9 protein-coding genes and 1 pseudogene are annotated in these 13,604 nt (G+C 72.3%); 5 read left to right on the top strand and 5 right to left on the bottom strand.

Annotated elements, in window-relative coordinates; all coding sequences use genetic code 11:
• Positions 1–4: 4 nt before the first annotated feature.
• Both IF27_RS28945 and IF27_RS28940 read left to right on the top strand, forming a co-directional pair.
• Positions 5–889, top strand: coding sequence for a fumarylacetoacetate hydrolase family protein (locus IF27_RS28945; protein ID WP_052852839.1), 885 nt, complete (start codon positions 5–7; stop codon positions 887–889).
• A gap of 92 nt (positions 890–981) precedes the next feature.
• Complete coding sequence (locus tag IF27_RS28940; RefSeq protein WP_110946352.1) at positions 982–1,788, top strand: IclR family transcriptional regulator; 807 nt, start codon at positions 982–984, stop codon at positions 1,786–1,788.
• A 91-nt stretch (positions 1,789–1,879) separates the two neighbouring features.
• On the opposite strand, the gene IF27_RS28935 is transcribed toward IF27_RS28940, so the two are convergent.
• The 5 genes from IF27_RS28935 to IF27_RS28915 form a co-directional block, all read right to left on the bottom strand.
• Positions 1,880–2,884, bottom strand: coding sequence for an ABC transporter substrate-binding protein (locus IF27_RS28935; RefSeq protein ID WP_052852837.1), 1,005 nt, complete (start codon positions 2,882–2,884; stop codon positions 1,880–1,882).
• The gene (locus tag IF27_RS28930; protein WP_052852836.1) at positions 2,881–3,648 is read right to left on the bottom strand and encodes an ABC transporter ATP-binding protein; all 768 of its coding nucleotides are present in this window, start codon (positions 3,646–3,648) and stop codon (positions 2,881–2,883) included. The genes IF27_RS28935 and IF27_RS28930 overlap by 4 nt, the downstream gene beginning before the upstream one ends.
• Complete coding sequence (locus IF27_RS28925) at positions 3,641–4,522, bottom strand: ABC transporter permease (RefSeq protein WP_110946351.1); 882 nt, start codon at positions 4,520–4,522, stop codon at positions 3,641–3,643. Before IF27_RS28925 ends, IF27_RS28930 begins: the two co-directional genes overlap by 8 nt.
• Positions 4,519–5,403: an ABC transporter permease gene (locus IF27_RS28920; RefSeq protein ID WP_223291252.1), complete on the bottom strand. Its 885-nt coding sequence runs from the start codon at positions 5,401–5,403 to the stop codon at positions 4,519–4,521. Before IF27_RS28920 ends, IF27_RS28925 begins: the two co-directional genes overlap by 4 nt.
• An 823-nt stretch (positions 5,404–6,226) precedes the next feature.
• On the bottom strand, positions 6,227–9,532 hold the full coding sequence (locus IF27_RS28915) for an AfsR/SARP family transcriptional regulator (RefSeq protein ID WP_052852889.1): 3,306 nt from the start codon (positions 9,530–9,532) through the stop codon (positions 6,227–6,229).
• A gap of 222 nt (positions 9,533–9,754) precedes the next feature.
• On the opposite strand from IF27_RS28915, the gene IF27_RS28910 reads away from it, so the two are divergent.
• The 3 genes and pseudogenes from IF27_RS28910 to IF27_RS28900 all read left to right on the top strand — a co-directional run.
• Positions 9,755–10,519, top strand: coding sequence for an SDR family oxidoreductase (locus tag IF27_RS28910; RefSeq protein ID WP_052852835.1), 765 nt, complete (start codon positions 9,755–9,757; stop codon positions 10,517–10,519).
• Between the two features lie 120 nt (positions 10,520–10,639).
• Entirely contained in the window at positions 10,640–12,256 is a 1,617-nt protein-coding gene (locus IF27_RS28905) for an MFS transporter (RefSeq protein WP_052852834.1), read from the top strand.
• Positions 12,257–12,660: 404 nt separating this feature from the next.
• Positions 12,661–13,500, top strand: a pseudogene (locus tag IF27_RS28900) (helix-turn-helix domain-containing protein); the annotation flags it as partial.
• Positions 13,501–13,604 lie beyond the last annotated feature (104 nt).

The raw sequence follows: 13,604 nt of genomic DNA, 5'->3' as shown, positions 1-13,604 counted from the left end.
CAAGATGAGGCTGGCGCTGTTCGACGACCACCGGCTCGGCGTCGTGACCGGGGCGGAGGGCACCGAGCGGGTGGTGGACGTGACGGACGCACTCGGGTGGCCGCACGACGCCGACCCGCTGACCGCCGGCTGGTGGCGGCGGCTCTGCCGTGACTTCGCCGGCGTCCGCGACGCCCTGGCGGCGGCGACCGCGACCGGCCGGGCCCGCCCGCTGGGCGAGGTGACGCTGTGCGCCCCCGCGCTCAACCCGAGCAAGATCGTGGCCTGCGCGTCCAACTACGCGGACCACGTCGCCGAGATGCACGAGGTGCAGGAGCGCACCCTGGGCGGCGTCGAGTCCTGGATGATGAACTTCGACGTGTTCCTGAAGGCGCCGTCCTCCCTGTCGGGGCCGCGCGAGGACATCGTGCTGCCGAAGGAGATCGTCGCCGCGGGCCAGGAGATCCACCACGAGTCGGAGCTGGTCGTCGTGGTCGGCGACGGCGGCGCCGACATCCCGGCCGAGCGCGCCCTCGACCACGTCTTCGGCTACACCCTCGGCCTCGACATCACCGTCCGCAGCCCGGCCGACCGTTCGCGGCGCAAGAGCTACGACACCTTCAGCCCGCTCGGCCCGGTGATCGTCACCGCCGACGAGATAGGCGACCCCCGGACGCTGGAGATCACCCTCGACGTCAACGGCGTCAAGCGGCAGGAGGTCAGCACCCGGGACCTGCTGACGGCCGTCCCCGAGATCGTCTCCTACGCGTCCTCGATGATGACGCTGCTGCCCGGCGACCTGATCTTCACCGGGGCGCCCCCCGGCGTCGGCGCCATCGAGCCGGGCGACCGGCTCACGGCCGCCATCAGCCGGATCGGGAGGTTGACGCTCGACGTCCGCGAGGGCTGAGCCCCCACCCCAGGAAGTCCACGGCGTCCCGGGCGGTTTACTCGACCGCCCGGGACGTATGCATTCGAAAAACTCTGGGGTAGATTTCTTCCATGTCGAATTCTGCTCCCGAGGCGGCGGCCCCCGCGGCGTCCCAGGGCGTCACCAGTTCCGTGGACAACGCGCTGCGGCTCCTGGAGCTGATCGGCGAACGGCAGGCCCTGCGTGTCTCCGAGGCGGCGGTCCAGCTCGGCGTCGCCCCCTCCACCGCGCACCGGCTGCTCAACGCGCTGCGCCGGCGCGGCTTCGTGCTCCAGGAGAAGCCCAACGGCGCCTACCGGCCCGGCCCGGTGCTGAACGAGATCGGGCTCGCCGCCATCGGCCGTATCGACATCCGGCAGGTGGCCCGCCCGATCCTGGAGGAGATCCGCGACCGCACCCAGGAGACGGTGAGCCTGTCCCTCCTGGAGGGCCGCAACGTCCGCTTCGTTGACTGCGTGGAGAGCCCCCGCTCGGTCCGCGTCGGCAACCGCACCGGCGTCGTGCTGCCCGCCCACTGCACCGCCGCCGGCAAGGCGATCCTCGCCGCCATGCCCGCCGCCGAGCTGTCCCGGCGGTTCGCGGACCGCGAGCTGGTCACCCGCACCGAGGCGTCCGTCTCCGACTGGGCCGCCCTGGAGGCCGAGTTGGCGGGGATCCGCCGCGACGGGTACGCCACGAACGTGGAGGAGGGCGAGCGCGGCATCAGCGCGGTGGCCGCCGTGCTGCGCGACCTGGCGGAGACGCCCCTGGCGTCGATAGCGGTCGTGGTCCCCGCGACGCGGCTGCCGTCGAAGGCGGAGGCCCGCGAGCTGGCGGCCGACCTGCTGCATGCCCGCGACCGGCTCCAGGACCTGCTGAGCGACCAGGTCAGGGGCTGAGGAGGACCGGAAGACCGCGGAGAAGGGCGACGGCCGGCGCGGGACCTGCTCGTCCCGTCGCGCCGACCGCCGCCCTTTCGCGGCCCAGGCCCTACTCGTACACCGCCTCGTCGTAGTCCAGTTCGGCGTCGGTGAGGCCGATGTCCCGCATCACCGCGTGGATCGTCTCGATCGACCCCCGGTCGGTGACGCCCTGCCAGTCCGGCAGGTCGATCTGCGCGGCCAGCTCCGGCGCCAGTTCGCTGATCTCCGGCAGCGCGTCCCGGAACGACTGCGGGTCCCGCGCGATCGACTCAGCCGTCGCCTCCACGCCCGCCCGGAATGCCCGGGCCAGCTCGGGGTCCTCCCCGATCTCGTCGCCGGTCATCAGGTAGGTGCCGATCTGCAGGTTCGGCCGGGTCGCGGTGTAGGGGCGGGCGATGTCGCGCAGCCCGGCGCCCCGGCCGATGGTGGCGAACGGCTCGATCAGCAGCCCGGCGTCCACGTCACCCCTGTCCATGGCGGCGGGCATGTCGGGGAACGGCATCTCCACGAGCTGCACGTCGCCGTTGCCCAGGCCGTGCTCGGCGAGGACCGAGTGCAGCACGATGTCGTTGATGTTCTGCAGCGTGTTGACGGCGATCTTCGCGCCGTCGAGGTCCTCAGGGCCCGCGATGGGACTGTCGGCGGGGACCATCAGCGACGAGAAGTCGTCATCGGCCCGCTCGGAGGTGCTGGTGCCCGCCGCGATCATCTCGATCGGCATCCGGCGGCCCATCGCGAGCAGCGCCGAGACCACGTTGGACCCCGCGATGTCGATGTCGCCGCTGAGCAGTGCCGGGATGACGCTGGCGCCGCCGGAGGACGGGCGGACCTCGACGTTCAGGCCCTCGTCCTCGAAGAATCCCTCGCGCACCCCGTAGGCGAGGAACGCCGAGGGGGTACCGGCCGTTTCTGACACGACGACCGTGTCGCCGTCGCCGCCGCCGGAGATGCTCGCCCCGGACAGGTCGCCGCCGTAGTCGGTGCAGCCGGTGACCAGCAGCAGGCCCGAGAGCGCGGCGAGCCCCGCGCGATGGCGCCGCTTGCGCAGCGGGCGCAGGAGGAGGCTGCTCATGCGGCCACCGACCGGCCGTCGAGGGCGGCGTACAGCTCGCCGCGCAGCCGGGCGAACTCCGGCTCCTGCTTGGTCGTGACCTGGTGGCGCGGGCGCGGCAGGTTGACCGTCACCTCGTGCCCGACGTTGGCCGGCGGGCGCAGCACGAGCACCCGGTCGGCGAGGTAGATGGCCTCGTCGATGTCGTGGGTGACGAACAGGACGGTGATGTCGTAGCGCTCCCAGACCTTGAGGAGCAGGTCTTCGAGGCCGGAGCGGGTCTGCGCATCGACGGAGGCGAACGGCTCGTCCATCAGCAGGATCCTGGGCCGGTACGCCAGCGCCCGGGCGATGGCGACGCGCTGCTGCATGCCGCCTGAGAGCTGCCACGGGTAGCGGTCGCCGCGTCCGGAGAGGCCGACGGCGTCCAGCGCCTCGTCGGTGAGGGTGGCGGCCTCGCGCTTGTCGATGCCCTTGTAGCGCAGGGGGAAGGCGACGTTGCGGCGGACCGTCATCCACGGCAGCAGGGAGCGGCTGTAGTCCTGGAAGACGAACGCCATGTCCTCGGGCGGCTCGGTGACGGCCTTGCCGCGCAGCGATATCTCGCCGGAGGTGGCCGGGACGAGGCCGGACAGGCAGCGCAGCATCGTGGTCTTGCCGCAGCCGGAGGAGCCGAGGATGCAGACGAACTCGCGGTCGCCGACGGTGAAGGACAGGTCGGCGACGGCCGGGGCCGCGGTCGGGTCGGGGCCGTAGACCTTGCGCAGGTCGGTGACTTCAAGCATCAGACTTCTCCGAGGACGAGAGCGTGGACGAGGGCGGGTGCGGGGCGGCGGGGGCGGTCGTGGCCGCGGTGGCGCGGCCCCGGTCCCCGGCGCCGGTGCGTGCGGCCGGCAGGAGCCCTCTGACGCCCCGGTGCCAGAGCAGGACGCGGTTCTCCACGCGCAGGAACAGCCAGTTGAGGACGTAGCCGAGCAGGCCGAGCAGGATGATGCCGGTCCACATGTCGGGGATGGCGAAGGACCGCTGGGATTCGAGGACGAAGTAGCCGAGGCCGTTGGAGCTGGCCACCATCTCGGACACGACCATGAGGATGATCGCGATGGCGAGGGAGGTCCGCATGCCGGCGAAGATGCGTGGGCTCGCGGCGGGCAGGATGATCCGGGTCACCCGGGCGGTGAGCGGGATCTGGTAGGCGCGGGCCATGTCGAGCTGCTGGGCATCGACGCCGCGGACACCGTCGATCGAGTTGAGCAGGATCGGCCAGACGGACCCGAGGACGATGACGAAGATCTTGGAGCCGTCGCCGGCGCCGAACATCAGGAGGGAGAAGGGGATCAGGGCGGGCGCGGGCAGGGCGCGCAGGAACTCGACGACCGGCTCGGCTGCGGTACGCAGCACCCGGGACATTCCCAGCAGGACGCCGAGCGAGACGCCGATGACGATCGACATGCCGTAGCCGGCGAGCATGCGCAGCAGGCTCGGGGCGAGGTCGCTGCCGACGCGGTCGAAGAGCCACAGTTCCCGGAAGTAGTCGAGGATCTCGCCGAAGGGCGGGAAGTAGAAGTTGTCGGCCTGCTCCGACCACACCCAGTACCCGGCCACGAGAGCGACGGGCAGGGCGAGTTCGAGCAGGATTCCGAGGAGACGGCGTGTCACTGGGCGACCTCCCGGCGCTGCGACGGGTGCCAGCGGAGCAGGCGGCGCTCGATGGCCTGGAAGACCGAGTTGAGGGCCCAGCCGACGAGTCCGGTGACGATGATGAGCGCGTACATGCGCGGGAGCAGGGCGTTGGACTGCGCGACGACGATGGACTGGCCGAGACCGGGGGCGCCGACGACGAGTTCGGCGGTGACGGCGAGCACGAGCGCGATCGACGAGGCGATGCGCAGGCCGGTCGCGATGTAGGGGGCGGCGCTCGGCAGGGTGACGCGCAGGAAGCGGGCACTCGGGGGGAGACCGTAGCTGCGGGCGGTGTCCTGCACCAGCGGGTCCACGTCCCGCACGCCGTAGATGACCTGGAGGAGGATGGGCCAGAAGGTCACGAAGACGATGAGGAAGACCTTCATCTCCAGGCCGACGCCGTAGACGAGGACGGCGAGGGGGATGAGGGCGACCGAGGGGATCGGCCGGCAGAACTCGATGACCACCCGGGAGAAGCGGTAGGCGGTGTTGTTGCTGCCCAGGAGGACGCCGATGGGGACGGCGAGGAGGGTGGCGATGACGATGCCGACCAGCCAGCCGTTGAGGGTGCGGCCGATCTCGGTCCACAGGGGGTGGCCGGCGGCCAGCCTGCCCAGCTCGGCGTAGGTCTCGGTGACGGGCGGGAACCAGTCCTGCGAGAGCAGGCCGACGCGGGAGCACAGTTCGAGGGCACTGAGGACGGTGAGGACGCCGGCGACCCGGAGCCCGAGGTCGCGCACGCGGCGCCGCTCGGCGAGGCGCCTGAGGCGGCTCGCGCCCTGCGCCGCGCCCGGCGGCGGGGTGCCGCGCTCGCGCGGCCCGGCGCTCGCCGCGGAGGCGGTTCCTTCCACGCTCACCGGGACCGCCCGGGGGCCGAAGGCCGTGACGCGCCGGAAAAGGGTTCGGTCCAGCTCATGGCGGCTCCTTTGCAGTGTGAGGCTTGGACGGCGAACCGTCGTGCGCTCGATCACGAGTAGCTCGCAAGCTACGACCTAATTCCGCATGCAGCAATACAAGTGCTCGAATTTCCCTCCATGAGAAAAAACGCCGCCATCGCAACGCATTCCTCACCCTGTGTGACGCGGGTGGTGGCGGCGGCCTTCGGGCCTGGCTCGGGCGGCAGTTGACGGGAGGTCAGCTCGGCCGGTGACCGTTTTACGCTGGTTCGCGCGCCGGAAACCGGCCCCTTCGGCAGCATCTCGGCCCGCGGCGATCGCCTCGATCTCCACGAGCCGGTCGCCGTCCGGCGTCCCGGCCACGATCCCGCGGTCGGCACGGGCCGCCCGCCGCTCCGGCTCGGCGGGCCTGTCCGAGGGGTCCGCGCCTGCTGGCTGTGCTTCCTCGACCCGGCTGCGACCCGGGGGACGCCCTTCGTCACGACGAGGACGGGGTCCGGCGTGGGCGATCGCGGTGTCGGCGCCTCAGCTACCGGACGTCCCCGGGCACCGGTGGGCTGTGCGGCCTCCTCGCTGGGGAAGCCGGTCAGGATGGCGTCGAGCAGCCCGGACGGCGCGCGTCGAGAAAGGCCAGTCGCCGGGCGATCAGCAGACTGGTCCGCGCCGCCGGTGCCCACGCGCCCGCCTTGGGCGTGGCCCGGGCTGCCTGGCTCGGCGGGCAGCAGCTGGTGCTGGTCGCCTCATGCGGCCTCACCTGGCCGTTGTGCCGCGCGGGAGGACACCGTCATCGGGGAACGGCTAGCTCAGTGACGTCAGCGGCGTCCGTGCCGAGTGTCCCGCCGTACGCGTGCGCCGCCGAGAACACGGCGTCTCCCAGCGCGGCCTGTACAGCGGACTCGATGCGGTCCACGTCGCCCCGCTCGCCTTGGGGCAACGGCGCCCCCACCGACGCGCGCGCCGCCGCCGCCGCGCCCAGCAGCACGGCGGCGTGCTCATGCCGCCCCGCCAGCGCCCACGCACCGGCGAGTCCTTCCCTGGCCAGGGCCACTGCGCGCGGATCACCGGTGGCACCGGCGGCTGCCAGACCCTCCCGGTGTCGGGCGAGCGCCGCCTCCGCATCGCCGCGCAGTTCGGCGACGAAGCCGAGTTCGGCGAGGATCAGGGCGGCGCCGTTCGCCGCGTCGAACTGCCGGTTCCACTCCAGCCAACGCCCCAGACGGCCCTCCGCGTCGTCCAGCCTGCCCTGCCGGCGTGCGCTCAGGGCGAGGCCGATCTCGGCGAACTCCTCCGCCGGTTTGTCCCCCTGCTCGACGGCCAGGCGCCGACCACGCTCGTGCAGTTCGTCGGCACGGGCGTGGTCACCGGTCAGGAGCGCCATCCGGCCCAGCTCGGACAGGCGCATGGAGGCGTCCGTCCACAACCCCAACTCCTCGGCGATGGACAGCCCTTCGCCATGCCGCCGGCTCGCCTCCGCGTAGTCGCCCTGGATCTCGGCGACCCGCCCGAGCACCGCCATCGCCTGGAGCTGGCCCCAGCGGTCGCCTGTCTCGCGGAACAGCGCGAGGCTCTCCTCACCGTCTCGGCGCGAGGAGTCGAGATCCCCGCACACATACGTCTGCATGCCGCGTGTCCCCAGGTTCGCAGCGATGGCCCACCGTTCCCCCAGCGCACGGGACTCGGCCAGGACTCGGTCCAGCAGTTCCTCACCGACGGCCTGGTCGCCGAACCGGGTGACGGCGGAGCCCAGGAACCAGCCTGCCCGGGTGCGTTCATGCGGGTCACGGACGTCCTCGTACAGGGCCAGCACGGAGCGGCCGTGCCCCGCGAGCCCGTCCGGGGCGCCGGACACCAGGTCCATGCCGGTACGCCAGGCCATGGCCCGGGCACGGTCGGCATCGGCGTGGGCGGCCTCCTGGGGGGCCAGGGCACCGGCCACCTCCAGGGCCCGGGTCAGGGAGCGTTTCGCCTCGCCGAGACGCCCCCGCAGGAACCAGTACCAGACCATCGCCGAGCCGAGGCGCAGCATCAGACGGCCGTCACCACCGGCTGCGGCGCCGTCCAGCGCGGCCCGCACGTTCGCCGTCTCCGCGTCCAGGCGGCGAAGCCACTGCTGCTGCCGCTCGCCGCGCAGAAAGGGGTCGGCACGCTCTGCCAGGGACGCGTAGTACAGGGCGTGGACGCGCCGTACGCGGTCGTACTCGCCGGCCCGCAGCTGCTCCAGGCAGTACGCGCCCACCGATTCGAGGAGCCGGTAGCGCGGCCCGTACGCCTCCTGCACGACGAACACGAGGGAACGATCGACGAGGCGGGCGAGCAGGTCCAGGACCTCGGCCGGCTGCACGCCCTCGCCTGCGCAGACGGCCTCGGCGGCCTCCAGCGAGCACCCGTCCGAGTGGATGGCGAGCCGCCGCAGCACCGTCTGCTCGGCCGCCGTCAGCAGTTCCCAGCTCCAGTCGATCATCGCGCGCAGGGTCTGCTGGCGCGCGGGGGCGTCCCGCCGGCCGGTCGTGAGCAGCCGGAACCGGTCGTCCAGGCGCTCGGCCAGTTCGTGCACCCCCAGGACACGGACCCGGGCCGAGGCCAGCTCCAGGGCGAGCGGGATCCCGTCGAGACGACGGCAGATCGCCGCCACCAGCGGAGCGTTGTCGTCGGTGAGCTCCAAACCGGGAAGGGCCGCCCGGGCACGGGCGAGGAACATCTGCACCGCACTGGCGCGGGCCGAGGCGGCAGCCGACGCGGCCGGGTCGGGCAGGTCCAGTGGCGGGACGGGCCACACCTGTTCACCGGCGACGTCCAGCGGCTCCTGGCTCGTGGCGAGGATACGGACGCCCGGCGCATGCCGCAGCAGTGCCCGGGCCAGGCGCGCCGCCGCCTCGACCACGTGCTCGCAGTTGTCCAGGACGAGCAGCAGATGGCGACCGCGAAGTGCATCGGTGAGCCGCCCCGGCAGGGTGTACGGCCGGCCGCCGGGCGGGGAGCCCGTCCCGGAGTCGTCGCGTACGCCGAGCGTCGCCGCCACGAGTTCGGCCAGTTCGTCGTCCGACGGGGTGGTCGGCGCCTGGGCCGCCAGCTCCACCAGCCACACCCCGTCCTCGTACTCCTCGGCGAGCTGGGCCGCGACCTCCACGGCGAGGCGGGTCTTGCCCACGCCGCCGGGACCGGTCAGGGTGACCAGGCGGCCTGCGCGCACTCGGGCGCGTATCTCGCCCACGGAGTCCGTGCGGCCGATCAGGTCGGTGGTGGCAGCGGGCAGGTTGGTGCGGGGCCGGTGGCCCGCGCGTGGTTCCCGTGCGGGTGAGCGGTGCGTGCCCGGCTGCCTGAGGCGTGCGTCGGTGCTCGGTGGCTGGCTCAGAGCGGGTGACTGGCGCAGGATTTCCCGTTGCAGAGCGATCAGTTCGGGACCGGGGTCCAGGCCCAGTTCATCTTTCAGCTGCCGATGCAGGTCGAGGTAGCTGTCCAGGGCCTCGCTCGCTCTGCCTGCCCGGTACAGGGCCCGCATGTGGGCCGCCCGCAGCCGTTCCCGCAGGGGGTGGCGGCTCGTGAGGTCGCCCAGTTCGCCCGCGAGCAGTCCGTGGTCGCCCAGCTCCAGGCGGGCTTCCGCCTGGTCCTCCAGGGCCAGCAGCCGTTGTTCCTCCCAGCGGGCGATCGCGGGGCGCGCGAACGGCTCGTCCGCGAAGTCCGCGAAGGCGGGGCCGCGCCACAACGCCAGGGCGTCGGCGAACAGGCCGGCGCGCTCCTGGTGGCCCACGGTGGTGCGGGCTTGTGCGGTGATCGCTGTGAACCGGCCCGTGTCCACCGTTTCGCTCGCCACCGCGAGGACGTAGCCGGGTGCGCGGTGGAGCACCGCCTCGGCGGCTCCGGCCCGCGCGAGCACCCGGCGCAGGCGGGAGACCAGGGTCTGCAGGGCGCCCGAGGGGTTGGCCGGCGGGGTGGTGCCCCACAGCTCGTCGATGAGCCGGTCGGCGGAGATCACCTGCCCGGGAGCCGTCAGCAGGTCCGCGAGCAGAGCGCGGACCTTCGACTCCGGCACTGCCGCAAGGTCTCCGTCGTCGGACCAGACGGCGAGCGGCCCCAGTACCCCTAGACGCATGGAGCCACCGTAGTACGGCACCACCGGCCGCGCGGCGCGTGCATGCCCCCGGTCCGCCCACGGCCTGCGGCGCAGCGCACGGGGACAGCGGGTGACAGCCGGTCCGGACAGTGGTGAAAGCGGATCGACAGCAGACCGCAAGAGGCGGCTCCGAGGATGGCACTCGCCGGTGGCCACCGGTCGAACACGCACCACACACCACAGCTGACCAGGGAGACGAAGATGAGCAGGTTCACGGGCAAGACGGCGGTCGTCACCGGTGGGACGCACGGGATGGGTCTCGCCATCGTCAAGCAGCTCCTGGACGAAGGGGCCGAGGTCGTCCTCACCGGCCGCAACGAGAAGAACATCGAAGGGGCACGCACCGAGCTGGTGTCGGACCGGGCGCACGTCGTGCGCTCCGACGCGGCGAGCATGGCCGACGTCCGCGCTCTCGCCGACATCGCGCAGGAGAAGCTCGGCCGGGTTGACTACCTGTTCGTCAACCACGGCCTCGCCGAGGTGCAGACCCTCGACGAGGTGACCGAGGAGTCCTGGGACCGGCACTTCGCCATCAACACCAAGGGCGCCTTCTTCACCGTGCAGAGCCTTTCACCGCTCCTCAACGACGGCGGCGCCATCGTCTTCACCACGGTCGCCAACGACCTGGTCTTCCCGGGCCTGAGTGCCTACGCCGGCTCCAAGGACGCGGTGCGTGCCTTCGCGCACGTCCTCGCCGCCGAGTACCTGCCCCGCAGGATACGCGTGAACGCCGTCGCCCCCGGCTACATCAAGACCCCGACCATGGGCGTCCCCGGCATGACCGACCAGGAGCGCGCGGACTTCGAGAAGCAGGGCGGCCTGAGCACGCCGCTCAAGCGCATGGGGACGGCCGAGGAGGTCGCCGCGGCCGCGCTGTTCCTGGCCGCCGACGCCACGTTCACCACCAATGTCGAATTCCCTGTGGACGGCGGCTTCGCGCAGGGCCTGCCGGGCGCCGAGCACTGACCGCTGTTCGGGGCCCCGCCCCCACGGACGGACACCGTCCGCCGCCGCCCCCGCGCTGCGGGGGCGGCGGCCCCTGATCTGACAGAAGACCCACGAGCACAACCACGAAAGGCCACCACGATGTCTACGGGTGTTGATTCCGGCAGGGTAAAAGCCGGGCGGCGGGAGTGGATCGGTCTCGCCATGCTGGCGCTGCCCAGCATCCTGCTGTCCCTCGATGTGACGCTGCTGCACCTGGCGGTGCCGCACCTGGGCGCGGCTCTGGCGCCGAGCAGCACGCAGATGCTGTGGATCATCGACATCTACGCGTTCATGATCGCCGGCTTCCTGGTCACGGCCGGCAGCCTGGGGGACCGCATCGGCAGGCGCAGGCTGCTCCTGATCGGCGGGCTCGCCTTCGGCATCGCCTCCGTGATCGCCGCGTACGCGAACAGCCCTGAACTGCTGATCGCCGCCCGGGCCCTGCTCGGTGTCGCGGGCGCCACCCTCATGCCCTCCACGCTCGCGCTGATCAGCAACATGTTCCAGGATCCCAGGGAACGGGGCACGGCCATCGGCATCTGGGCCGCGAGCTTCTCGGTCGGCATCGCGCTCGGGCCGGTCGTCGGCGGACTCATGCTGGAGGCATTCTGGTGGGGATCGGTGTTCCTGCTCGCCGTGCCCGTCATGCTGCTGCTGCTGATCACCGGGCCCGTGCTGCTGCCGGAGTACAAGGACGAGAACGCCGGCCGCATGGACCCGGCCAGCGTCGTCCTGTCGCTCCTCGCCATCCTGCCGGTCGTCTACGGCATCAAGGAGATCGCCAAGCACGGCGCGCAGACCGCGCCGATCGTCGCCATCGTCGTCGGCGTGGCCTTCGGACTCGTCTTCTCGCGGCGCCAACTGCACCTGGACGACCCGATGCTTGACCTCAGCCTGTTCCGCTCCCGCGCCTTCAGCGCCGCCCTGGGCGTGATGCTGTTCGCCGCGGTCGCCATGGGCGGCATCTATCTCTTCGTCACCCAGTACCTGCAGATGGTCGCCGGTCTTTCGCCGCTGCGCGCCGGCCTGTGGCTGCTGCCCGCCGCCGGTCTCCTCATCACCTCGTCGATGCTCGCCCCCGTCGCCGCACGGCGTATCCGCCCCGGCAGCGTCACCGCGATCGGCCTGGGCCTTTCCGCCATCGGGTACGCGACCCTCACCCAGGCCGACCCCCAGGACCACGGACTCGCGTACGTCCTGGCCGGTTTCGGCCTCGTCTACACCGGCATCGGCCCCGTCATGAGCCTGAGCGTCTCTCTCATCGTGGGCTCCGCGCCCCCCGAGAAGGCCGGCGCCGCATCCGCCCTGCAACAGACCAGCAGCGACTTCGGTCTCGCCCTCGGTATCGCCGCGCTCGGCAGCCTCGGCACCGCGATCTACCGCAACAGCGTCGCCGACAGCCTTCCGGCCGGCACCCCGGCCGCCGCCGCCGAGGCGAGCCGTGACACCCTGGCCCGCGCGCTCGACGCCACTGCGGGCATGCCTGCCGCCGCGGCCGACCGGATCATCACGCCCGCCCGTGACGCCTTCGCGTCCGGCCTCAACGGCGTCGCCGTGGTGGGCGCGGTCCTCCTCACCGCCATGACGGTGCTCGCGCTGACCATGCTGCGGCACGTGCCGCCCACGAACGCACCCGTTCACCAGGCACCGGCCGACGATTCCCCCACCGGGGCCACCGCTTCCGCCGGAGAAGAGACACCGGTTGCGGCCCTGTAGCGGCCGGCGCCTGCCGCCCAGGGCTCTCGACCGGCCCCGGACGGCAGGCCGGCCCCGGCCCGAACACCCGGAGCCCCCGAAGTCAGGACGCGACTCACCCGGGCCGCGGACGCCTGGTGAGTACGGGTGAGTTGGGGGGATCGGCGCCCCGGGGCAAGGCGGAGACTGCCACCGCGCCCTGCGAGCGGTGCGCCGTCTCCGGGCTCGTTCTCGGCGCCGAGACGGACGCGGTGCGCGGCCGGCGGTCTGTCCGCCGCACGGGTGTCCTCGTGCGGCGGGAGGCGGGCGTTCCGGGCTGCGCCGCCGCGTCACCGGTACCCTGCCACGCTTACCCGTGCGGGTTAAATGCCGCAGCAAAACGGAGGCTAAAGTCTGTTAGCGTCCGGGACGGAGGTGGAGCCCGTATGGCGACCGAGGAAGAGCTGTTCGCGTCGGTGGACGCGCTGCTTGAGGAGGAGCCGCAGCTGCCGCCTCCGGCGGAACGGGCCAGGCTCCGGGAGGCCGCCGGTATCACCCAGGCGCGTCTGGCCGAAGCGCTGAGGATGACGCCGCAGACGGTGAAGAACTGGGAGAACGGCCGGTCCGAGCCGCGCCCGCCGCGTCTGGGCGCGTACCAGCGGTTGCTGGACGGCTGGGCCGCGAAGTACCCGTCCACGTCCGCCGAGGCCCCGGTCACCCTGCCGCAACCGACGTCACCAACCACGCGTCCGGCTCTCTCCTCGACCGCCGCACCGGAGGCCGCCGCGCCGCCCCGGACCCCGACTACTTCGACCACCCACGCCCGTCCTGCCCGTCCGGCCGCATCGTCGCGCCGCTCGGCCACGTTCCAGCGTCCCCCGGCCGATCCGCGCTGGCCGCATGGTCCGCTGGCCGTCCTGGACGGTGACGGGGCCGCGTCTGCCGCCGGGGGGCTGGTGCTTGACTGCCCGGCGAGCACGATCCCCCAGCTGGTGGAGTGGACGCTGACCGAGTCGGGGCTCGGCGCGCCCAGACTGCACCGCAACGGCAAGGACAGCGACCCGCTGATCGTGCTCACCGCCGCGGCGGCTGTGAAGTGCGGCCTGCCCGAACGCCTCGAAGGGTTCGAGGAGCGCCGTTCGCTGCGCCTGGCGGAGGACCACCCGGTGGTCAAGCAGCTTGCCCGCGCGAAGTGGCAGCTCACCCGCCGCGGGTTCGGCCCGTGGCCGCGGATCTACCGCCCCGCTCGCGACGGCCGCCGTCAGTGCGTGCAGCTCGCGATCCTGCCCTGTGCCGAATCTGGGAACGATCACTAGATGAGCGAGGTGTTGGGCTGGTGATTTAGTGATCATCCCCGGACGGGTGACTGCGGTCTGAGCTGGGTTCTTCG

It is taken from the genome of Streptomyces avicenniae (assembly GCF_000719135.1).
In the GTDB taxonomy this organism is placed as follows: domain Bacteria; phylum Actinomycetota; class Actinomycetes; order Streptomycetales; family Streptomycetaceae; genus Streptomyces; species Streptomyces avicenniae.
The sequence above is the reverse complement of the archived record's forward strand: the minus strand, read 5'-3'. Positions and strand labels throughout refer to the sequence as shown.